Annotated in this window: 18 protein-coding genes; 6 read left to right on the top strand and 12 right to left on the bottom strand. The window is 71.6% G+C overall.

Annotation, left to right across the window (positions count from 1 at the left end; genetic code table 11):
• Nucleotides 1–31: 31 nt before the first annotated feature.
• Together LX83_RS14845 and LX83_RS14840 are read left to right on the top strand one after the other, a co-directional pair.
• On the top strand, nucleotides 32–280 hold the full coding sequence (locus tag LX83_RS14845; RefSeq protein WP_253771591.1) for a hypothetical protein: 249 nt from the start codon (nucleotides 32–34) through the stop codon (nucleotides 278–280).
• 2 nt (nucleotides 281–282) lie between these two features.
• A complete protein-coding gene (locus LX83_RS14840; RefSeq protein WP_253771588.1) occupies nucleotides 283–660 on the top strand; it encodes a hypothetical protein in 378 nt (125 codons plus the stop codon).
• Between the two features lie 25 nt (nucleotides 661–685).
• Here the strand turns inward: LX83_RS14840 and LX83_RS14835 are convergent, their stop codons facing one another.
• From LX83_RS14835 to LX83_RS14825, 3 genes are all read right to left on the bottom strand, one after another.
• Nucleotides 686–1,420: a TetR/AcrR family transcriptional regulator gene (locus LX83_RS14835; protein ID WP_253771586.1), complete on the bottom strand. Its 735-nt coding sequence runs from the start codon at nucleotides 1,418–1,420 to the stop codon at nucleotides 686–688.
• A gap of 46 nt (nucleotides 1,421–1,466) precedes the next feature.
• Nucleotides 1,467–2,288 carry an SDR family oxidoreductase gene (locus LX83_RS14830; protein ID WP_253771584.1) on the bottom strand — a complete coding sequence of 274 codons (822 nt, stop codon included), beginning with the start codon at nucleotides 2,286–2,288 and terminating at the stop codon, nucleotides 1,467–1,469.
• Between the two features lie 196 nt (nucleotides 2,289–2,484).
• Nucleotides 2,485–3,069: a TetR/AcrR family transcriptional regulator gene (locus tag LX83_RS14825; RefSeq protein ID WP_253771582.1), complete on the bottom strand. Its 585-nt coding sequence runs from the start codon at nucleotides 3,067–3,069 to the stop codon at nucleotides 2,485–2,487.
• 268 nt (nucleotides 3,070–3,337) lie between these two features.
• Between LX83_RS14825 and LX83_RS14820 the strand changes: the two genes are divergently transcribed.
• On the top strand, nucleotides 3,338–4,210 hold the full coding sequence (locus LX83_RS14820; protein WP_253771580.1) for an NAD(P)-dependent oxidoreductase: 873 nt from the start codon (nucleotides 3,338–3,340) through the stop codon (nucleotides 4,208–4,210).
• A gap of 75 nt (nucleotides 4,211–4,285) precedes the next feature.
• On the opposite strand, the gene LX83_RS14815 is transcribed toward LX83_RS14820, so the two are convergent.
• From LX83_RS14815 to LX83_RS14785, 7 genes are all read right to left on the bottom strand, one after another.
• Nucleotides 4,286–7,021: a MinD/ParA family ATP-binding protein gene (locus LX83_RS14815; protein ID WP_253771578.1), complete on the bottom strand. Its 2,736-nt coding sequence runs from the start codon at nucleotides 7,019–7,021 to the stop codon at nucleotides 4,286–4,288.
• Nucleotides 7,018–7,431 carry a hypothetical protein gene (locus tag LX83_RS14810; protein WP_253771577.1) on the bottom strand — a complete coding sequence of 138 codons (414 nt, stop codon included), beginning with the start codon at nucleotides 7,429–7,431 and terminating at the stop codon, nucleotides 7,018–7,020. Before LX83_RS14810 ends, LX83_RS14815 begins: the two co-directional genes overlap by 4 nt.
• A gap of 110 nt (nucleotides 7,432–7,541) precedes the next feature.
• Complete coding sequence (locus LX83_RS14805) at nucleotides 7,542–9,500, bottom strand: ATP-binding cassette domain-containing protein (protein WP_253771575.1); 1,959 nt, start codon at nucleotides 9,498–9,500, stop codon at nucleotides 7,542–7,544.
• Nucleotides 9,497–11,191 (bottom strand): ABC transporter ATP-binding protein, encoded by a 1,695-nt coding sequence (locus LX83_RS14800; RefSeq protein WP_253771573.1) that lies wholly within the window; start codon nucleotides 11,189–11,191, stop codon nucleotides 9,497–9,499. Before LX83_RS14800 ends, LX83_RS14805 begins: the two co-directional genes overlap by 4 nt.
• A gap of 138 nt (nucleotides 11,192–11,329) precedes the next feature.
• Nucleotides 11,330–11,464 (bottom strand): SapB/AmfS family lanthipeptide, encoded by a 135-nt coding sequence (locus LX83_RS14795; RefSeq protein ID WP_253771571.1) that lies wholly within the window; start codon nucleotides 11,462–11,464, stop codon nucleotides 11,330–11,332.
• 61 nt (nucleotides 11,465–11,525) lie between these two features.
• Nucleotides 11,526–14,204, bottom strand: a complete 2,679-nt coding sequence (gene lanKC, locus LX83_RS14790; protein ID WP_253771568.1) for a class III lanthionine synthetase LanKC — start codon at nucleotides 14,202–14,204, stop codon at nucleotides 11,526–11,528.
• A 381-nt stretch (nucleotides 14,205–14,585) separates the two neighbouring features.
• On the bottom strand, nucleotides 14,586–15,380 hold the full coding sequence (locus LX83_RS14785; protein ID WP_253771566.1) for a DUF6597 domain-containing transcriptional factor: 795 nt from the start codon (nucleotides 15,378–15,380) through the stop codon (nucleotides 14,586–14,588).
• A gap of 222 nt (nucleotides 15,381–15,602) precedes the next feature.
• Here LX83_RS14785 and LX83_RS14780 point away from each other — a divergent pair, with 222 nt between their 5' ends.
• Together LX83_RS14780 and LX83_RS14775 are read left to right on the top strand one after the other, a co-directional pair.
• The gene (locus LX83_RS14780) at nucleotides 15,603–16,307 is read left to right on the top strand and encodes a TIGR03086 family metal-binding protein (protein ID WP_253771564.1); all 705 of its coding nucleotides are present in this window, start codon (nucleotides 15,603–15,605) and stop codon (nucleotides 16,305–16,307) included.
• An 8-nt stretch (nucleotides 16,308–16,315) separates the two neighbouring features.
• Nucleotides 16,316–17,209 carry an oxygenase MpaB family protein gene (locus LX83_RS14775; protein WP_253771562.1) on the top strand — a complete coding sequence of 298 codons (894 nt, stop codon included), beginning with the start codon at nucleotides 16,316–16,318 and terminating at the stop codon, nucleotides 17,207–17,209.
• Between the two features lie 129 nt (nucleotides 17,210–17,338).
• Here LX83_RS14775 and LX83_RS14770 read toward each other — a convergent pair whose 3' ends face one another.
• Nucleotides 17,339–18,547, bottom strand: coding sequence for a L,D-transpeptidase (locus tag LX83_RS14770; protein ID WP_407649574.1), 1,209 nt, complete (start codon nucleotides 18,545–18,547; stop codon nucleotides 17,339–17,341).
• 455 nt (nucleotides 18,548–19,002) lie between these two features.
• On the opposite strand from LX83_RS14770, the gene LX83_RS14765 reads away from it, so the two are divergent.
• Entirely contained in the window at nucleotides 19,003–19,206 is a 204-nt protein-coding gene (locus tag LX83_RS14765) for a cold-shock protein (protein WP_253771558.1), read from the top strand.
• A gap of 365 nt (nucleotides 19,207–19,571) precedes the next feature.
• On the opposite strand, the gene LX83_RS14760 is transcribed toward LX83_RS14765, so the two are convergent.
• On the bottom strand, nucleotides 19,572–19,928 hold the full coding sequence (locus LX83_RS14760) for a hypothetical protein (protein ID WP_253771556.1): 357 nt from the start codon (nucleotides 19,926–19,928) through the stop codon (nucleotides 19,572–19,574).
• Between the last annotated feature and the right edge of the window lie 239 nt (nucleotides 19,929–20,167).

Below are 20,167 nucleotides of genomic sequence, written 5' to 3'. Positions count from 1 at the left end.
AATCACGGACCGTGTTCGCATATCACTCTTCGTGTCTGGCACGATGGCCGCCGTGCGCGTGCGCGAGCTAGACGAGTTGCTGGTCCGGCTGATCGTCGCGGCCGACCACCCGGAGATCACCGCGGTGCGGCTGATCCCCAGCCAGGAGCACCCGGACAACCACACCCGGCTGCGCGTCGACTTCGCCAGCGGCGCCTGCGCCTACCTGATGGTCGGCCAGGTGTCCGGTCGGGGCGTCGGCCAGGTGCCCCGCTACCAGATCCCGCCGGCGGTGCTGTGACCGTGCGCGTCGAACGGTTCAGGCAGTGGCTGCACCAGGTCCTGGCCGAGTCCGGACACCCGGGCATCGAGGCGGTGGCCGGCTACGAGGTGCCGGGCGGCGGCCACGGGCGCACCGACACCGTGGTGCGCGGCACCGACGGCGTGGCCCTGTACCTGCGCGTCGTGCGCACCGCGCCACCCGGCGGCGAGGACCTGTCCCAGCCCGAGACCGTCATCACCCGGGAACCGGGTGTCCCGATCGAGGTGTGCTCGGCCCCGGCGGCCGGGCCAGCCACCCCAACCGGCCACAGTGGACAGTCCGACGGCGGGCAGTCCGACGGTGGGCAGGCACCGGAACCGGACCCGACCGGCACCGGGGCACCGGCCGGACCGGCGTGAACGCGCCGACCGGCGCCCGCCCCGGTCAACCGGAGTGCGTCACGGCCGCGCTGGCCAGCCGGGTCAGCCACTCGTGCAGCAGCGCGTTCTCGGTCGGGCTCAACACCGAACTCGGCTGGCTGTCCAGCGCCGCGAGCAGGGCCACGGCCTGCGCGGCCGGTGCCGCCCCGGCCGCCGGCTGACCCGGCCCTGGCTCGGCGGCCGTGCCGATCGCGGCGAGCACCGCGGCCCAGGCCCGGTCGGCCAGGTCACCGGTGCCGTTCTGGCCCGTCTTGCGGATCAGGGTCAGGGTGACCCCCACCGCGGCCGCGGAGATCAGCTGGGCGGCGGTGTCCGGCGGCACCCGCAGCCGCCGGGACCGCGCGGCCCGGTGCAGCGCGCGCAGCAGGAGCCGGTACACCTCGTCGGCGGCGGCCGGGCGGCGACTGGGATACGCCGACCCGTACATCAGCCGGTAGAGCGTGGGGTGGGCCAGGCCGAAGGCCACGTGGTTGTCCCAGTAGCGGCGCAGGTCAGCCACGGCGTCCTCGGTCGTGACCACCGCCTGCTTGGTGGTCAGGTACTGCTCGAAGCCGTGCGCGACCACCGCGTCCAGCAGGCCCTGCCGGTCCCGGAAGTAGTGGTGCAGGGTGGGGACACCGACGCCGGCGGCGGAGCAGACCGCGCGGATGGACAGCGACTCGCCGCCCGACTCCGCCAGCAGCCGCGCTGCCACGCGCAGGATCTGATCGCGGACCGCCATGTCCCTGGGCGCGTTCACGCCCGAAGATGTTACGGACAACCGCTGAAGTCGATGGTTTGTGTAACTAATTCTCACCGGGGGCCGGTGGCAGTTCCGGCGCCGGCTGGTCCTGGGACAGCCGAGGCCTGGCCGACTCCAGCACCGACCGCCCGCCGTCCACCCGGACCACCGCACCGGTCACCCCGGCGAAGCCGGGGTCCACCACCGAGCCGACCACCCGGGCGATGTCCTCCGGGGTGAGCATGCGGCCCAGCACCGAGTGGCTGTCCAGGTGCGCGCGCATGGCCGGGCTGAGGAAACCGGCGGCGGCGTCCGTGTCGGTGGCGTCCGGGGCCACGCAGTTCACCGTGATCCCGTGCCGGCCCGCCTCGGCCGCGAGGTGGTGGGCGAACGTGTTGAGCGCGGCCTTGGCCGTGGAGTGCGCGATGCTGCCGCCCACGTTGTCGGCCGCGGTGCTGGAGATGTAGACGATCCGGCCGGCCCGCCGCTCCCGCATGGCCGCCAAGGCCCGCTGGGTTACGAAGTACACGCCGGCCAGTTCGTTGCCGACCTTGGCGATGAAGTCCGCCCAGGGCAGCGCGGCCATCGGCGCGAACGGCGGATCGGCCACGTTGGCGTTGCACACCAGCACATCCAGCCGGCCGTGCGCGGCGAGGGCCGTGTCCACCAGACCGGCCACCTCCTGCTCGACGCACACGTCCGCGCGCACGGCGCGCGCGCTGCCGCCGGCCGCCTCGATGTCGGCCACCACCGCCTCGGCCGCGGCCGCGCTGCTGCGGTAGTTCACCAGCACGTGGTAGCCGCGGCGGCCCAACTCGCGCGCCGTGGCCGCGCCAATGCCCCGGCTGGCCCCGGTGACCAACGCGACCTGACGTGTCTGGGTCATGGTTCGGATTCCTCCCGGTCGACTGCGTTGCCGTGCCGCTCGCCGGCCGGTGGGAACGGCGTGACCCGGCCGACGCCGGCCGACGCTAGTGCGCCCCGGTGCGCACCGGAAGAACGCACTTCCGGGTAAGGCCAGGCCACCGAGGTAGGTGTGCCGGTGGGCGGCGGTGCGGCCGGCCAGCGGGGTGGCGTCCGGCTCAACCGTGGCGGTGGCGCGCCCCCGGGTAGGAGCTGACCAGTCGGGCCAGGTGCTTGCCCGCGACCAGCAGCGGGGTTTCGCTCCTGGTCACCTGGGCGGCCATTTCCGCGCCCTCCAACGTGTTCACCACGGTGCCGGCCAGTTCTGTGGCGTCCGGCTCGGTGATGCCGCCTCGGCGGAACCGGTCGGCCACCAGGTCCTGCCAGTGCCGCAGGGCCTCGGCGCAGGCCTGCTGGATGTCGGACTGCTGCCCGACGGTCTCCAGCGCGGTGGTGGTGACCGGGCAGCCGTCGATCCAGTCGGACTCGCGCAGGGCCTCGGCGAGCAGCCGGGTGACCGCGACGAGCGCGTCGGCGAGGTCGTCGGTGCTGTTCAGCCCGGTGTGCAGCAACTCGGCGAACTCCTGGTCGCCGTGCCGGATGGCCGCGGCGGCCACTTCCTGCTTGCCGCCGGGGAAGAAGTGGTAGACCGAGCCGAGGGTGGCCTTGGCCTGTGTGGCGATCTGCTTGATCGGGGTGCCCTCGTAGCCCTGGCGCTGGAGCAGCCGGCTGGCCACCTGGACGATCCGGTCCCTGGTGCCCACGGCCTCCGGTGCCGCCGCCGAAGCCGATCGTCCTGCTGCTTCGGCTGGTCCCGCTGCCTCCGCTGCTCCCGCTGGAACGTGCCCTGACCTGGTGCTCACCGCCCCGAGCCTACCGGATAGAGCGTTCGTTCTAGTGGCTGTGTTAGCGTGTGGCTAGATAGAGCGTTCGTTTTAGAGAGGTCGGCCCGGCGCCCGTGTCCCTATCTATCCGCAGTGGACTGGCGGTCGTGCGGTGCCGGCCGAGGACCCGTGACACCGAGGGGAATTCGTGAGCAAGCGAGCAGTGACCGTGATCGGCCTCGGCCCGATGGGGCAGGCCATGGTGGCCGCGTTCCTGGACCAGGGCCACCCGGTGACCGTGTGGAACCGCACCGCCAGCAAGGCCGACGCCCTGGTCGCCAGGGGCGCCACCCGGGCGGCCACGGTCGCCGAGGCACTGGCCGCCAACGAACTGGTGGTGCTGAGCCTGACCGACTACGACGCCATGTACGCCATCCTCGAACCGGCGGCCGACGCCCTGGCCGGCCGGGTCCTGGTCAACCTCAGCTCGGACACGCCCGAACGGGCCAGGGCCGGTGCCGCCTGGGCGGCCGAACACGGCGCCCAGTACCTGACCGGCGGCGTGCAGGTGCCGCCGCCCCTGATCGGCACGCCCGAGTCGTCCACCTTCTACAGCGGACCGCGGGCGGTGTTCGAGGCCCACCAGGACACCCTGCGGGTGCTGACCGGCACCGACTACCGGGGCGAGGACCCCGGCCTGGCGGCGCTGTACTACCAGCTGACGATGGACCTGTTCTGGACCACCATGACCGCCTTCCTGCACACCGTGACCGTGGCCGCAGCCCACGGCATCTCCGCGACGGACCTGGCGCCCTACACCACGAACGTCATGACCGGCATGCCCTACTTCATCGACTTCTACAGCAAGCGCATCGCCGCCGGCGAACACCCCGGTGACGTGGACAAGCTCGCCATGGGCGTGGCCAGCATCGAGCACGTCGTGCACACCAGCGAAGCCGCCGGCATCGACCCCAGCCTGCCCGCGGCGGTGGCCGCGCTGTTCAGGCAGGGCGTGGCGGCCGGCCACGCCGACGACAGCTTCACCAGCCTGGTGGAGGTGCTCCGCAAGCCGGCGGCGTGACCCGAACTGACAGTGCTGGCCGCCTGACCAAAACGGACAGGCGGCCAGCACTGTGGGTTGCGGGGTGAACGGCGGCTACTCGAAATCGTTGCGACGGCGTACGAGCTTTGCGACACCCAGCACGCGCGGGCGTCCCCCCGCCCGGAATCCCAGCCCCTGCCGGTAGATCTCCGGCATCCAGCATCCCTTCTCGTCCTGGAAGACAACGCCATTCGTGATCAACAGTGCGATGTCTTCGAGGGACAGGCGCACGACTTCCGGGTCGAATGGCACTTTCTTGGCATCTTCGTTCACTCTCTGCAGTCGGTGGAAGAGTGCGCCTACCTGAGGGTTCTCCTTCTCGATCTCGCTGATCTTCGCTGAACTGCAGGCAGGCAGTGCTCGGCGCATGGCCAGGGGGATCAGCAGACGATCAGCGTAGCTTCGCGAGGCCGCCCCTCCTTCGCTTGCCGAAAGCGAGGCAGCCTCGGCGAGGAACCAGACGATGTCACGCGCCTGAATCTGTTGGTTGAAGTCAGAAAGAGCGGCGAGAAACCACTCCTGAGAACGTGCCTCCTTGGACCGGACAGATCCAAGGCGTTCTCCCCACAGCTTGAGAAGATGCTTGGTGAGAGCGGCTTCCGACGCGGACTGGACGTCCATACCGTCCGGTAGTGGTAGGGCGCGAGTTTGGTTGCCAACCCAGGCGACGAGCCGCAGTGCCTCGGTCCGATTCCAGCGCAGCTCGTAGTTCTGGTACTTCGCGAAGAACTGACCGCTGTTCTGCCGGACAGAGTTCTGCACCAGGTCACGTCGGACAAAGATGACAAGCCCGAGCGGGCGGTTGCGCAGTGCCCGCAGCCACTCTGGACAGCCGGTCAGCAGGGCACGTAGCGCCTGCTGCTCCCGGCGGTCGGAGTTGAAGTCCTGGAACAGGTCCTCCAAACCGTCCACGACGAACACCGCCTGGTGTTCGCTCGCGAACTTGACGAGGTCGTCCTCGACGCTTTCCTCGGTGGAGTCCAGTCCGGCTGCCCCGGCAAGGCACCGTAGCCAGAGGCGTCGCCACTCCGGTTCAGTGAGATCTCGTTTGAGGTTCTCCTGAATCAGTTGCAGGCTGTCCCTGGGTTCGGCGCCGCTGAGTTCCCGTGCGGACTTGCGCTGTACAGCCTGCACCGACTCTGCGGAGTCGCGCAGGTTGCGCGACCAGAAGACCGGGACCAACGGGGCGGACAGTTCCACGCCGGCCACCCCCAGGGCATCGGCGAACTGGCTCCACGACTCTCGTCGGCACATGGTCAGGTACGTGAAGGTCTTACCGGATCCCTTGGCACCGACCACGACCTCGATCGGGGCGTCCGTTCGGTGGGCGGACACCAGGTTCACCAAGGAGTCCGTGCGCAGGAAGTCGCTTTCTTCACTGGCTGTCTCGGCGTACTTCAGTTGATTCGCGCCGTGCGCCAACATGCGCCGAAGCTCGTCGAGGTCGAGTTCTTCTTCGCCGTCATCCTGGTGGTCTTCCTGAGTGCCCTTCGGAACAGGACGCAGTTGGTCAGCTAGATCGCGAACTACGTTCCGCAGATCGGCGTTCTCGATCTCTTCGCCGACTTCGTTCCACGACGCAGGGAGCGCGAGCAGGCTCAGGTTGAACGGGCTGGTGAGTGGATCGCTGGCGAGTAGTTCGCTGGTGACGTCCTCCTCAATCCCCTGCCCAGTCGAATCGCTGAGGCGAGCCGCCTCGGCGACCGCTTTGCCGAGTTCGCTGGCTGCCTTTGCCACCTGCTCCCCGTGGTTGCGGGTGTGGAACTGGGTGATGAGGACCGTGGGCACTGGGTCGTGCTCGCGCCGCCCCGGAGCCCGCCGCGCTAGTTCACGGAGCAGTTGCACGGTGCCCTGCACGGACTGGTGGTTAATGGTTGTCGCGAAGACCCGATGGGCTCTGGGATCGAGCATCATGGGGGCGCTCAGTTCGCTGGCGCCCGCGCGCAGATCGATCAGGACGCTGCCCACGCCGAGTGAGTGGCCGAGTTCGGCGAGGGATTCGGTGAGGAAATACGGTGAACGGCTCTGCGTCAGTAGATCCAGCGGTTGGATTCGGGGAGGGTTCAACCTGCGGGGATTCCGGCGTGCGGGCAACACGAAGACGCCGTCCAGTTCCTGGTTGACCAGGAACTTGCGGGCCAGCGCGATCGCTTCGGTGATGTTCCCGTCAGACGAGCCGTGCAGCAACGCGATGAAGTCCTCGAAGGAGAACTCGATCCGAATGCCCTGCTCGTGGACCATCCAGGTGATGCCGGGAGCCTCCAGGTCCGCGTCCACGAGGAGCACTCGACGCCCAGGCTGAGCAGCGATCTCCCGGGCCAACGCGACGCAGTGGACGGTTCGCCCGCTGCCACCCTTGAACGAGTGAAATGCGGCGATGGCCACGTCATGCGGGAATGTCTCCTGCTGTGGAGCAGGGAGTGGTTCGCCAAGAGCACGGATGATGTGGCGCTCATTCCACTCAGGCCGCCGCTGCGGCGTCGCGTTGGCATCGACGGCGTCGGCCAACTTGAGCACCACGGGGAGGCCGCGATCCGCATCAACGGATTCAAGCAGGATGAGTTCCCGGTGAGGATCGACTGTGAGCGGTCCGAGTTGCAGGCGCATCCAGCGCCACACCTCTTCGTCGTCCACGGAGCGCGCGAGCGTGAACTCGACCGAGTCCCAGTACGCGCTGACCTCAAGAAGCCACTCCGGCCACCCACGGGAAGCTGAGAGGTCGCGGAAATATTCGTCGATATCGACCCACGTGTAGAGTCTTGGTGGTTGGATGAACGTGTCCTGACTCATGCTCCCAACTCCGATCGACACCATTCCACGAGCCTCGTCAAACCTGCTACTGCTTTTTTCTGATCATTGCTTTCGAGGCGTGCGCCGTAGCGCCAAACCTGGTGCAACTCGTCGTGTCGCACTTTCTCTGGTCGGCTTGCGTGCAGGGTGCAGTCCCGGAACAGCACCATGTCCTCGGCGCCGAGTCTGAGAGCCTTGGCCAGTTCACGCAGATTGTGGCTGCGTAGGTGAGCAGGAAGGTCGCTGGTGCCGCGTAGTCCCTGTCGCTTGAGCCAAGCGGATTTCAGTCCGCATTCGACCGCGTAAAAAAGCAGCAAGTATCCGGAATTATCTCCGGCCAGGCGGTCGGCGGCGTCGCGATGTGCGACGTAACTCGCGCGGAGTCCAGCCATCCGTACTTCAACAGCCATGGTGCACAGCGTACTGCGGCGGCGGCTGCCAGTGACATGAATTGTGCGGGAACTGGTCGCCTAGCAACCGGCGAATAAACAGCATCCCGAACGGGTGAACGTGTCCGCGGCTACCTGCTGCTGCGGTATAAGTCCTCGCCCGGTGCCCAGGCGCGCATCAACTCCGCGTAGGTGGGCGAGGTCGCCAGCAACTCCTCGTGCCGGCCGACCACGGGTGGGCCGCCGTCCATGACCAGCACGCGGTCCGCGCGCACCGCCGAGCTGAGCCGGTGCGCGATCACCACCAGCGTCCCGCCGCGCCGCGCGAACGCCCGCTCGGCCACGGCCTCGGCCGCCGGGTCCAGCCGCGAGGTCGCCTCGTCCAGCACGACCACCCCGGCCGGGGACGCGTACACCCTGGCCAGCGCGATCAGCTGGGCCTCGCCCGAGGACAGCTCGCCAGGAACCACCATCCCGTCCAACCCGCCGAGCCGGGCCACCAACCCGGCCGCGCCCACCGCGCGCGCCGCGGCCAGCAACAACCCGTCGAACGAGGACAGCCCCTCGGCGGGCCCACCTGACAGCAGGACATCGTTGTCCAGCAACGAAAATCCCGCCGGGTGACCCGCATCCTCCACATCGGACAGTCCTGGGCCGGCGAACAGCGCCAGGTTCTCCCGCACGGTGCCGGTGAACACGTACGCCTCCTGCGGGATCAGCATCACCGCCCGGTGCCGCACCGCCGGGTCGATCGAGGTCACCGCGACCCCACCCAGCAGCACCTCGCCCCGCTCGGCCGGCAGCAGCCCGGTGACCAGGCTGGCCAGCGTGGACTTGCCGATGCCGCTCGGCCCCACCACGGCCAAGTGCTCACCCCACGGCACGGTCAGGTCCAGATCCCGCACCACCGGCTCAGCCCGCGCACCCCACCCGAAGGTCAGCCCGCGCACCACCAGATCACCCCCGGACGGTCCGGCAGGACGACCGCCCCCGACCGGACCGCGCCGCCGCCCCGGCTCGCCACCGCGCCCGCAACGCCGCTCGTCCGCACCGCCCGCCGCGGGCACCTCCGCCAGCCGGCGCAGGGTCACCGCCAGCCGCAGCACGGCCGCGCCCGTGGTCTCGGCCAGCCCGCGCAGCGCCGGCTGCACACTGCCGGTGAGGTAGACGACCACACCCAGCACGGCCCCCACCGACAGCCGCCCGTCAGCGACCATCCCCGGGGCGACCGCCAGCACCAGCAGCAGCGGCGCCAACCCACCGAGCGCCACCACCAGCGTGCGCACCGCGTTGGCGTCACCCAGCCGCGCGGCAGCCGCGGCCTGCCCGCTGATCTCCTGGCGCACCACGGCCTCGGCGACCGGCTCGGCGCCGCAGGCCACCACGTCCCGCAGACCGGCCAGCACCGCACCGGCCGCGCCCGCCGTGGTCTCCTCGGCCAGCACCAGGGCCCGCTGCCGGCGCACCAGCGCGCGCAGCAGCACCGCGTAGAGCACGGCCGTCACCACCACCGGCACCAGCACCAGCCCGGCCAGCCCGGCCGCCACACCCACCATGCCGACCAGCGCGGCCACGGTCACCACCAGCAGCGACCGGGACTGCACCAACAGCCCGGCGGTCACATCCCTGACCACCTCCACGTGCCGGGTGACCAGGGCGACCACCCTGGTGTCCGCCGGCCGCCACCGGGCGTCACCACCGTGCAGCGACGCCCGCACCACCGCGGTGACCAGCGCGTCCCGCAGCGGCTCCAGCACACCGCCCAGGCTGTGGAAGACCAGTCGCGACCCGAGCGCGCCCAGCACGGACAGCGCGCCGAACAGGGCCAGCCAGCCCAGCCCCGTCCACACCGCACCAGCGGCGAACCCCCGGTCCACGGCCAACGCCACCAGCCGGCCCGAGACCAGCGCCGGCACGCTCTCCAACACCGACCAGCCCAGCAACGCGAGCACGCTCCGCCACTGCGCGCCCAGCGTGCGCAGGTACCAGCGCCCGGTCAGCGCGGGAACACCCGGCTCCGCGCTCGCTCCGCTGGGTCTCGTCTGGCTCTCGCCCGACCGCGTCAGCCGATCCGCGCTGGGCTCCCTCATCCGGGGGCCTCGGTGAACACCGCCCGGTACCCCGGGTCGTCCCACAGCGTCCGATGTGGACCGACAGCGCGGATGCGCCCGTCCGCCAACCACACCACCAGGTCCGCCTCGGCCGCCGAGCTGACCCGGTGGGTGATGACCAGCCGGGTGCGGCCGGCCAGCACCGAGCTGATCGCCGAGCGCACCCTGGCCTCGGTGACCGTGTCCAGGCTGGCCGTGGCGTCGTCCATGACCAGCACGCGGGGCCGCCGGTAGATCGCCCTGGCCAGGCCCAGCCGCTGCGCCTCACCACCGGACAGCGGCGCCCGCTCCAGCGGGGTGTGCCAGCCCTCCGGCAGCAGCGCCACGGCCGGCGCCACCTGCGCGGCCGCCCCGGCCGCCCGCACCCCGTCCAGGTCCACCGGCAGGCCGTAGCCGACCGCGTCGGCCACGGTCGCACCCAGCAGCGCCGGCTGGTCGAAGGCGTAGCCCACGGCCGCGCGCAGCTCCGCCGGGTCCAGTTCGGCCAGCGCCACCCCGTCGAGCAGCACGCCGCCCCGGTCCGGCGTGCGCAGCCCCCCGGCCACCGCGGCCAGCGTGGACTTGCCCGACCCGGACACCCCCACCACGGCCACGTGCGCGCCCGCCGGCACCACCAGGTCCACCTCGTGCAGCACGTCGGCCACCCCAACCCCGCGCAGCTCAAGCCGGCCGGGCCCGGCCGGCAGCCGCGCCGCGCCGGTGGCCGGCGGCGCGCTGTCCAGCACCTCGGCCAGCCGGTCCGCGCTGACCCGCGCCCTGGCCAGGCTGGTCAGCAGGGGAGTGGCGCGCACCAGGCTCATGCCCAGCGCCACGTAGCCGAGCGCGGCCAACACCTCGCCGGCGGTGAGCCGGCCGGCCAGCAGGCCGAAACCGGCCGCGGTGAGCACGGCCAGTTCCACGGTGGGCAGCAGCAGCGCGGCCCGCCAGATCATCCCGGCCTGCGCGTGCCACATGCCCGCGCCGGCCGCGTGCAGGTCGGGCAGCGGCCGCAGCACCCGCCGCGCCTCCTGCTCGGCCACGCCGGCCGCGGTGATCGTGCGCAGCCCGCGCACCGCCTCCACCAGCCGGGCGGCCAGCTCACCGGACAACCGCTGGTAGCCGGCCACCTGGTCGGCGGTGCGCCGCAGGTGGCCACGGGCCAGCCGCGCCGCGACCGGCACGCTCGCGGCGAACACCACGGCCAGCCGCCAGTCCAGCAGCGCCAGCGCGACGATCGCGCCCACCGAGGTGAGCGCGGAGGTCACCAGCTGCACGGCCACGGTGGCGATCCCGCCGGCCTGCGCGCAGTCACCGGTGAGCCGGCTGACCGCGTCCCCCTCGGGGAACCGGCCGAACGGGCCGAGCCGCAACAGGTGCTGGATCAGGCTGGTCCGCAGCCACGCGGTCGCGGTGCTGGTGGCGCGGGCCCTGGCCAGCACGCCGAGCACGTCACCGAGGACCACGGCCAGCGCGACCACCGCCAGCCACCCCAGTTCGCCGGTCGCGGTGACCCCGGCCAGCGCGGCGTCCACGCCGCTGGCCATCGCGTCGGGCAGCAGCAGCCCGGCCGCGGTGGCGGTGCCACCGGCCACGGCCACCAGCACCGGCCACCCCGGGGCGTGCCGGGCGGCGCCCCACAACAGCCGGTCACCCGGGTGCCCGCTGGACGATCGGTCCCAACCAGTGATCACGTCTGTTGCTCCGGCCGGCCTCAGGCGGATGATGCGAACTGGTGCGGGAGCGGCACACCTCGCCTGTGCCGCTCCCGCACCCCGTTGTTCAGCTGTTCAGGCGCGCCACGCGCGACGCGCCGGACCAGCCGGGACGGCTCAGTCCTGGCAGGTGACCAGGCTCACGCTGCTGTCGCCGCACAGCAGGAGGCTGGCCTGGCTGCCACCGCCGCCGCCACCCCGCAGGTCCAGCTCGGGGGCGTCCAGCTCCTGCAGCTCCAGCACGAACTCCATGGTTCCTCCTTGATCGGTGTTTTTCGGTGGTTCCGCCCGGTCGGTCGCCCAGCCGGTCGGTTCAGGGGGCCGACGCCACGGGGGCGTCGGCGGGGACGTGCCGTTCGCCGAGGAACGGCAGTGGGGGAACGCGGTCGTCCACCGCGGCCGAGACGGCCAGCAGCACCCCGGCGGTTCCGGTGGCCAGGTCCATGGACAGCCGCAGCAGTTGGTTGCCGGGGAAGGCCAGCTCGCCCCGGAAGTCGACCGCGTGCAGGCCCAGTCGGGCCAGGTGCGTGGCCAGGCCACGCTCACCCTCGGGGTCGGGGTGGCGGCGCAGGCTCAGCGCGAGCGCGCTGATCAGCCCGGCCCGGCCCAGCCACAGCCCGGACTGGGCGACGTACTCGGCCAGCAGGGCGCGGCGCAGCGCCGGCAGCTCGGCCGCGCTGGCCGCGTCCGGGGCGTGCTCGGCCAGCTCCTCGGCCACCACGGCGATGCCCGCGCTGCCCACCTCCAGGTAGGGCAGGCTGCGCACGGTCCCGTCGCGCACCTGGAGCCGGCCGTCGTCGCGGCGCTCGCACTCCTGGAGTTCCCGCAGCAGCGCCCGGTCGGCCAGGTCCAGCCAGGCGCGGTCGCCGGTGCGCCGGAACAGGTGGACGAACAGCAGCGCCGGACCGGACCAGCCGTGCATCAGCCCGGCCCTGGCCGACGCGCCCGGGCCGGCCGCACCGGCCAGCGCGCCACCCAGCCGGTCGCCGACGGCCAGTGCCTGGTCCAGGTGCTCCGGCCGCTGCCAGACGTCGGCCAGCCGGGTCAGGGCCAGGCCGATGCCGGCGAGTCCGCCGTGCAGGCCGTGGTCGCGCACGTCCGCCACCAGCGGGGTGAACTCGTCGACCAGGGCGCCGGCCGGCTCGTGGTGGCCGAGGTCGGCGAGCACCGCGGCCACGCCGAACGCGCCGTCGTACAGGCCCGGCCGCCGGGGCGGTGTCGTGCGCACCGCCTGGACCAGCCAGTTCTCGTGCTCCGGGTAGCGCCCGGCACCGGTCACGGCCAGCGCGTGCAGCACCCCGGCCGCGCCGTAGCCCAGGGTGGTGCCGCCCGAGGAGAACTGCTCGATGTCACCGGGGAACAGCCGGTCGCCGCGCTCCGGGGTGGCGCTGGCCAGGATCGCCTCGACCATGGACTTGCGCGCCCCGGACCAGTCCACCTCGGTCCGGTTCGGCACCGCCGCGGTCTGCGCCACCGGCCACCCGGCGCCGCCCCCCACCCCGGCCGCCCCCACCCCGGTTGCCCCAGCACCCGGCGACCCGGCCCCCGACGACCCAGGCCCCGGCGACCCGGTCGGTGTCGGCCGCAGGACCTGTTCGACCTGGGCGAGGTAGTCGTCCGGCAGCGCGCAGCGCTCCCGCACGAACCGCAGGTAGGTGGGCAGCTTGTCCGGGGCCAGCGGCAGCAGCGGGTTCATCGGCAGGAACAGCCACAGCCGCAGCGCGGCCAGCGCGTAGTGGTCGATGGCGAAGCCGTGCCGGTCGGGAGGCGCGGCGAACCCGGGCGCGCCCAGCGCGGGCCGCCGGCCCGTCTCCACCGGGAAGGCCAGCTCGAAGTCCACCAGCCCCACCCGGTCGTGCTCGTCGACCAGCACGTTGCGGTTGTGCAGGTCGCCGAAGACCAGACCGCGCTCGTGCACCGCGCTGACCACCCGGCCGATGCCCTCGGCCACGCGCAGCGCCCGCTCGGTGTAGGCGGCCAGCTCCGCGTCGGTCGCGGCCGGCTGGGTGAGCGGGTAGTTGTGGGCCAGCCAGTTGCCCAGCGGGATGCCGGGCAGCTTGCTGAGGGCCAGGAAGTGGTGCTCCCACACGGTGAACCGGTCGAGGACCCGGGGCACCCCGGGCACCCCGTCCAGCCGGAGCAGGGCCTGGTGCTCCCAGTCCAGCCTGGTCACCGCGTCGGTGCCGTCCGCGTCCAGCCCGGCGTACGGGCGGGCCTCCTTGAGCACCGCGGGCTGCCCGTCCGAGCGCCGGGTGGCGAGGTAGACGCCGCCGCCGTTGGAGAAGTGGATGGCGCTGGTCACCTGGTAGGGCATGTCCGCCGCGCTGCCGCTGCGGCGGGCGGCTACGTGTGGTGACAGGAACTCGGGCAGCGTGACCCAGTCGGGCACGTGGAAGCCGGGGCGGCGTTCGTCCGGGACGAGCACGCCGTCCGGCCGTTCGATGGCGGTCACCTGCTCGCCGTGCTCGTTCGCGGTCCACCGCTCGACAAAGCCGCCATAACGCACGTAAAGCGGCCCGGCGCCATATCGGAGGTCGCTGAGGATGTAGGGGCCCGGCTCGCCGGACAGGGTTTCATCCAGATCGGACAGAATGCGTTCCAAATCGCTGTCGCTGGCCGGGTAAATGGTGATCAGTTTGCCGCTGGCGGCGCGGGACGCGTATTTCGAGTTCCGGGCGAGCAGGATCTTCTCGGTGCGCAGGACCTTGAATGGGATGTGCCGGGCCAGACAGTATTCGCCGACCTTCGCGATCAGCCGGCGGGCATTGTCCGGCGTGCCGGACACGTGGATCTTCCAGCCCTGTCGCCGCCCGGAGAGATCACCGGCGGGCGGCAGGTAAACGCGCCAGCCGCCCAGGTCGTGCTCGGTCCAGGAGGATTCCGGCATCGACGGCACCGCGCTGGACAACGACCCCTCGTCATTGTCGAGGTGACGGGGCACCTCGTAGAAGAGCCGGTCCGCGAAGCAGTACGCCTCGTAGCGGGAATCCATTTGCCGAACCCCTCCCCAGGTTCTGCCGCTGACCGTTGTCGAGATCGGGGTCGAGTCGGTCTGCGACGTTATGACCGAGAGCTATTCCCCCATAGCGAGTGGGGCAGTGCCAATCCGCCATTCCTATGAATCCGGGTTGGGACGGCGCGCCTGAAATCGTTTACATACCGGCGAGTTCAAACCCTGTGTGGCCAAAAAATCCTGCGATTCACCCGATCGGGAGGTAACGCGTTCGGAGTAGCGGGACCGGTCGGCCGGGTGGTGATCTCCCAGTTGATCACTCCACGCCCTGTCACCAGTGGATACGTCGTGTGATGAATGCGTGGGTGAGGCCCGACACGAGCGTGTTACACAAAGTCATTGTTACCGGTGGGTTAACCGTCAGGCCGACGCGTCCCTGGCATACCTCCCGGGCGGCACACCCACCGCCTCGGTGAAGTCCCGCACCAGATGTGCCTGGTCGGCGTAGCCCAGCTCGGCGGCGAGCCCCGACCAATCCACGTCATCACCGCGGGCGGCCCGCTCCGCGGCCTCGTGCAGCCGACACCGCCGGATCACCCACTTCGGGCTCACCCCCACGTACTCGGCGAACAACCGCTGCAGCCGCCGCACGCTGACGTCGAACCGCCCGGCCAGCGCGTCCACCCGGACGATCCCCTGGTCGCGGGCGGCCAGGTCGACCACCTCGGCCACCAGGTCCACCACCGGATCCGGCTCGGGCGGCGACAGCAGCAGGAACTCGTCCAGCACCCGGGCCACGGCCGCGTCCGCGCCCGCCGACAGCACGGCCGCCTGCAGGATCGCCCCGTCCACCGGGAAAACCTCGGCCAGGTCCAGCGTCCGGTCGGTGATCGTGCTGACCGGGGCCCGCAGGAACGGCCGGAACCCGCCCGGCCGGAACCGCACCCCCACCGCCAGGCCGCGGTCGGTCAACCGCCGGCTGAACCCGCCCCGGACCACGCCCACCACCCGGGGCGGGCCGTCACCGAACACCACCTGCACCACGGGATGGGTGAGCAGCCGCTGCTGGTGCGGCTCGCCACCGCGCAGGTCCCAGCGCACCATCCAGTAGTGCGCCACGAAGGCGGCCAGCGCGGGCGCGGGCAGGTGGCGTGACAGCTGGAACTTCGCCCCCGCCAGGCGCGGGTGCAGGATGCCGCGGGTCGAGCCGATCACCCGCCGCAGGGTAGCCACCGTTCCTGACAGTTCCCGGGGTCCGCTCCCGGGGCTGCTCCCCGGCGCCACCGCCCGGGGCCACCACCCGGGGCCACCACCCGGGGCCACCGCCAGCCTGTCGCGTTTGTTCAATACCGCGCCGCACCGCCCGACTAGCCTGCCACCGGCCCGGCCAGCGCCAGCGGCACCGGGCCACCCAGGCGAGGACGAGGAGGAACCGCGGTGGACGCCAGCCAGCCGACGACAACCAGCGAAACGACCCAGCAGACCGGCCCAGCCGGCGGAGCCGGTACAGCCGTCGCGCCCGAGCACTCCCCGACCGAGCACTCCCCGACCGGACACGGCCCGGTGCTCGCCGCGGCCGGCGCGAACGCCGTGGCCGTCATCCAGGCCATCGGCGACGACCAACTGGACCTGCCGACCCCGTGCACCGCCCTCGACGTCCGCGGCCTGCTCAACCACCTGCTGTTCTGGGCGCCCGCGCTGACCGGCGCCGGCACCGGCCAGCCGGTCCACCGCGACGCCGCCGCCGAACGCGACCAGGACCTCGTCCAGGGGGACTGGCGGCGGCGGTTGACCGAGCACGCCCTGCCCGACCTGGTGCGGGCCTGGTCCGCGCCGGGCGCCTGGACCGGCACGGCGAACATGGGCGGCCTCGAACTGCCCGCCGGCGTGGTCGGCTCCATGGTGCTCGCCGAACTGGTGGTGCACGGCTGGGACCTGGCCGTGGCAGTGGGTGTGGACGGGGATTTCCGCTGCGAGGACGATGTGGCTCAGGCCGCCCACCGGGCGGTCGCCGGCCTGGCCGAGCAGGGCCGCGCCCTCGGCGCGTTCGGGCCCGAGGTGCCGGTGGCCGCCACGGCACCACTGCTGCACCGCGTGCTCGGGCTGGCCGGCCGTGACCCAGGGTGGTCCAGCGCACGTTGAGGAGCCGGATGACCGTCAAGGACACCGACACCCGCACCGGCCCGACCGGGGCCGGCGCGGTCGACACCGGGCTGCTCGGCCCGGACTCGGTGAGCTGGCAGCTGCACGCCGACCCGGCCATGTGGATCGCCGGCATCTGCAGCCTCTACCTGCAGGCCCTGCACCCACTGGCCGCCGCGGGCGTGATCCAGCACTCCAACTTCCGCCAGGACCCGATCGGCCGGCTCGCCCGCACCGCGAGCTTCGTCAGCCTGGCCACCTACGCCACCCGGCCCGAGGTGGCGGCGGGCGCGGCCAAGGTGCGCGCGGTGCACCGGTCGCTGCGCGGCCGGGACCCGGACACCGGCGCCACGTTCCGCATCGACGACCCCGAACTGCTGCTGTGGGTGCACTGCGCCGAGGTGAGCACCTTCCTCACCGTGCTGCGGCTGGCCGGCTACCCGCTGACCCCCGCCCAGGCCGACCGCTACCTGGACGAACAGCGCACCTCCGCCACCCTGGTCGGGCTGCACGCCGACGAGGTGCCCGGCAGCCGGGCCGAGATGGCCGAGTACTTCGCCGCCGTCCGGCCCCAGCTGCGCCGCGGCGCCGACGCCGACGTGGTCTACGAGTTCCTGCACCGGCCGCCGCTCACCGGGCCGCTGCGCCTCGGTGTGCCCGTCTACCAGGTGCTGGCCGGCCACCTGGCCTACTCGGTGCTGCCCGACTGGGCCATCCAGCACTACGGCCGCCGCCCCTACCCCGGGCCGGTGGCGCGCGCCATGCTGCGCGCCGTGCGCCGCACCGCGCTGCTGGTGCCCGGCTCGATCCGCTGGCGCCGGCCGGCCGGACACGTGCCACGCGCCATCGCGCGACTGGGCCCACAGGCCACCCCCTCGCCCCGGCGGCTGCCCCGGGACTGACCGCGCCGGGCCACGCACGACGCCCAACCCCCGGTCGGCGCCTGACTCCCAGCCAGCGCCCGACCCCCCGAACAGCACAGGGCCGCCCGGTCGGTTGACCCGGGCGGCCCTGTGGCGTTCCTGTCCGGCCTACTGCTGCAGGGCGGACTTGCCCAGCCAGGTGTTCCAGTCCAGCGCCCAGTCGTAGTAGTCACCGTCCACCGTGGACAGTGGGATGGTCGACCCCACCACCTCGACCGGGTCGCCGGTCAACACCGAGTCGAAGTAGAGCTTGGCGTTGGCCGGGGACAGGTTCGCGCAGCCGTGCGAGACGTTGCGCCTGCCCTGGTCGTTGATGGAGCCCTGGTAGCCGTGGATGAACTCGCCGTTGTTGGAGATGCGCACCGCCCACGGCACCACCACGTTGGCGTAGTTGTACCGGGGGTTGGTCATCGGATACGTGTCGTGCTTGGACATCACCACGTGGGTGCCGCCCCTGGTCACCCGACCGGGGTCGCTGTCCAGGCCGTAGCTGGCCGGGAAGTCCCAGACCTGCTGGCCGTCCCGGGTCACCACCATCCGGTGGGTCTGCACGTTCGCGGTCACGATCTGCGAGCGGCCGATGGTGAACGTGGCGGTGACGTCCTGCTTGCCGTACGCGCCGTCGCCGTGCGGGACCCCGTAGAGCATGGCCCGGACCGTCACCGACGTGCCCGGCTTCCAGTACTCCTTGGGCCGCCAGTGCACCGACTTGTCGTCCAGCCACGCCCAGGCGCCCTCGGTCGGCACCGACGTCTCCACGCTCAGCGCCTTCTGCACCGCGGCCTTGTCCTTGACCGGTGAGCTGAAGGTCACCGCGATCGGCATGGCCACGCCGTAGGTCTTGTCGTCACCCACGTTCAGGCTGCCGCTGATCTGGCGGGCCGGCTTGACCGTGGAGAACGAGCCACCGATCTCGGCGTCCTTGCCGTCCGCGCCGACCGCCTTGCCCGACCAGGTGTAGGTCTTGCCGTAGCCGAGCGCCTCCTTGGCCGTCCAGGTGAGCTTGTCCGCGGACAGCTCGCCGGCCACCTCCTTGCCCTCCGAGTTGGTCAACCGCACCTCGGAGATCGAGCCGTCGGCCACGCTGACCCGGATGGGTCCGGCCGGGCTCACGTCGGTCGCACCGCCCGCCGGCTCAGCGGTGATCCTGGCCGCTGGCTTGGGCTGCTCCGACGTTGTCGACTGGGTCACAGTGGAGCCCCGCACATCCGCGGCGCCCGCACTGGTGCACGCCGTCAACGCGGGTGCCGTGAGGGCGAGGATCCCCAGAACCGCCCCAGCCACCCAGCCGCGTGCCTTCCCCGAACCACGTAACACTCTTGTTGCCCCCTTCGCGCCACCCGACGTAGTGATCGACGTCGGGGCGCCCCGCTTCGTTGGCAACAGCCTAAGTGATTGCTATCACAATTTTTTCGCGCACTGCTGGGGATGGAAGGCGTACGGTGACGACGATGCCGGTTGTCCAGCGGCCGTTCGGGTGGTATTCAGGGCCCAGACGGTGTGTTCAGAGGGCCACATAGGGTGATAGGCGCCACGCGATCAGGGCGAGGTGTCGAACGACTCACGCGGACAGGCGGATGTGCTAGCCGCCAGCTCCCAAAGGCGTTACGCTTGTGCACGCAGGCCGTGGATTTCTGTGTTCGTGCTTTACACGCTCGCGGAACAAGAAGCGGGCGTTGTGTCTTTCGCTGAAGTTGGCGGGGGAGCCGCCCGGGAGCGGCCGGGGCTGCACGGTGCAGCCCCAAGCTGATCCTGCGTATGGAGGCAGGTACATGGCACAGGGCACTGTCAAGTGGTTCAACTCCGAGAAGGGCTTCGGCTTCATCGCCCAGGACAACGGCGGCGCTGACGTCTTCGTCCACTACTCGGAGATTCAGGGTCAGGGCTTCCGCTCGCTGGAGGAGAACCAGCGGGTCGAGTTCGAGGTCGGCCAGGGCACCAAGGGCCCGCAGGCCCAGAACGTCCGGACCATCTGAGCCACCTGAGGCTTCGGTAGTTCAAGCACAGCAGCGGGGCCCCCGTCCGATCGGACGGGGGCCCCGCTCTGTCTGGCCCGTGTGTTCGGTTCTGCCGCCCGCTTCGGCCGTCCGGCTGCGCTACCTGTTCCGGCCGCTCCGGTCGACCAGCTCCAGTGGTTGGTCAAGCCCCAGCCCGGCACCGGGCATCGCGGCAACGCCACCGCTCAACGCCCCACCGGTGAGCCCGCGCGCCCGCAGCCGACGTTCAGCGGCCGCCGCCACCCTCGAACTGGCGCCCCGGCCGCCTTGGCCCTCGTGCCGGCGTCAGCAGGTCGCTGCAGCGCGGTGCCGGTGTCAGCGGCCGCTGTAGTGCCGTGCGGGCGTCAGTAGTCGCCGTAGCCGTCGTGCCGGCGGTTCTGGTGCTGCTCGCTCTCCTGCTGCAACCGCTGCATGACCCACTCGGTGGCCAGCGCCTGGGGGGAGGTCTGCCGCTCCGCGGCCAGCTCACGCAGCTGCTCGTTGGCGATCAGGGACAACCGCAGCTGGTAGACCTGCGCGTTGCCGAACCGGCTGCCGGACCCCGTGGTCTCCAGGTCGCTGTCCGGGGCGAGCGCCGCAAGGTAGGAATCCAGTTCCCGGTCGGGAGCCTGGCCCTGCCGGCTGCCCGCGTCCCGGCCCTGCCGGTCGGACTTGGCGGCGACCTTCGCGGCGGCTTTCGATCGTCCTAATCCAAGAGGCACCCGGCAACGATAACGGTTGGGTTGCGAGGCAGTGCACATTGTGGTGCTTGCCACAAGCCGGCGACGGCGGCTGATCAGCTGCCGCCCGGCGTCACCGCGTGCCGCGCACATGGAGAGGCCCCCGCGCCAGGGGGAGGAACGCGGGGGCCGGAGGGGATCTCCACAGGCGCTGACCGGGGGTGTGTCAGCAACTCGGATTGTTGCACGTGCACGCGAACATGGGGAGTGGGTTCGCCGGA

Source organism: Goodfellowiella coeruleoviolacea (genome assembly GCF_024171785.1).
In the GTDB taxonomy this organism is placed as follows: Bacteria; Actinomycetota; Actinomycetes; order Mycobacteriales; family Pseudonocardiaceae; genus Goodfellowiella; species Goodfellowiella coeruleoviolacea.
The sequence above is the reverse complement of the archived record's forward strand: the minus strand, read 5'-3'. Positions and strand labels throughout refer to the sequence as shown.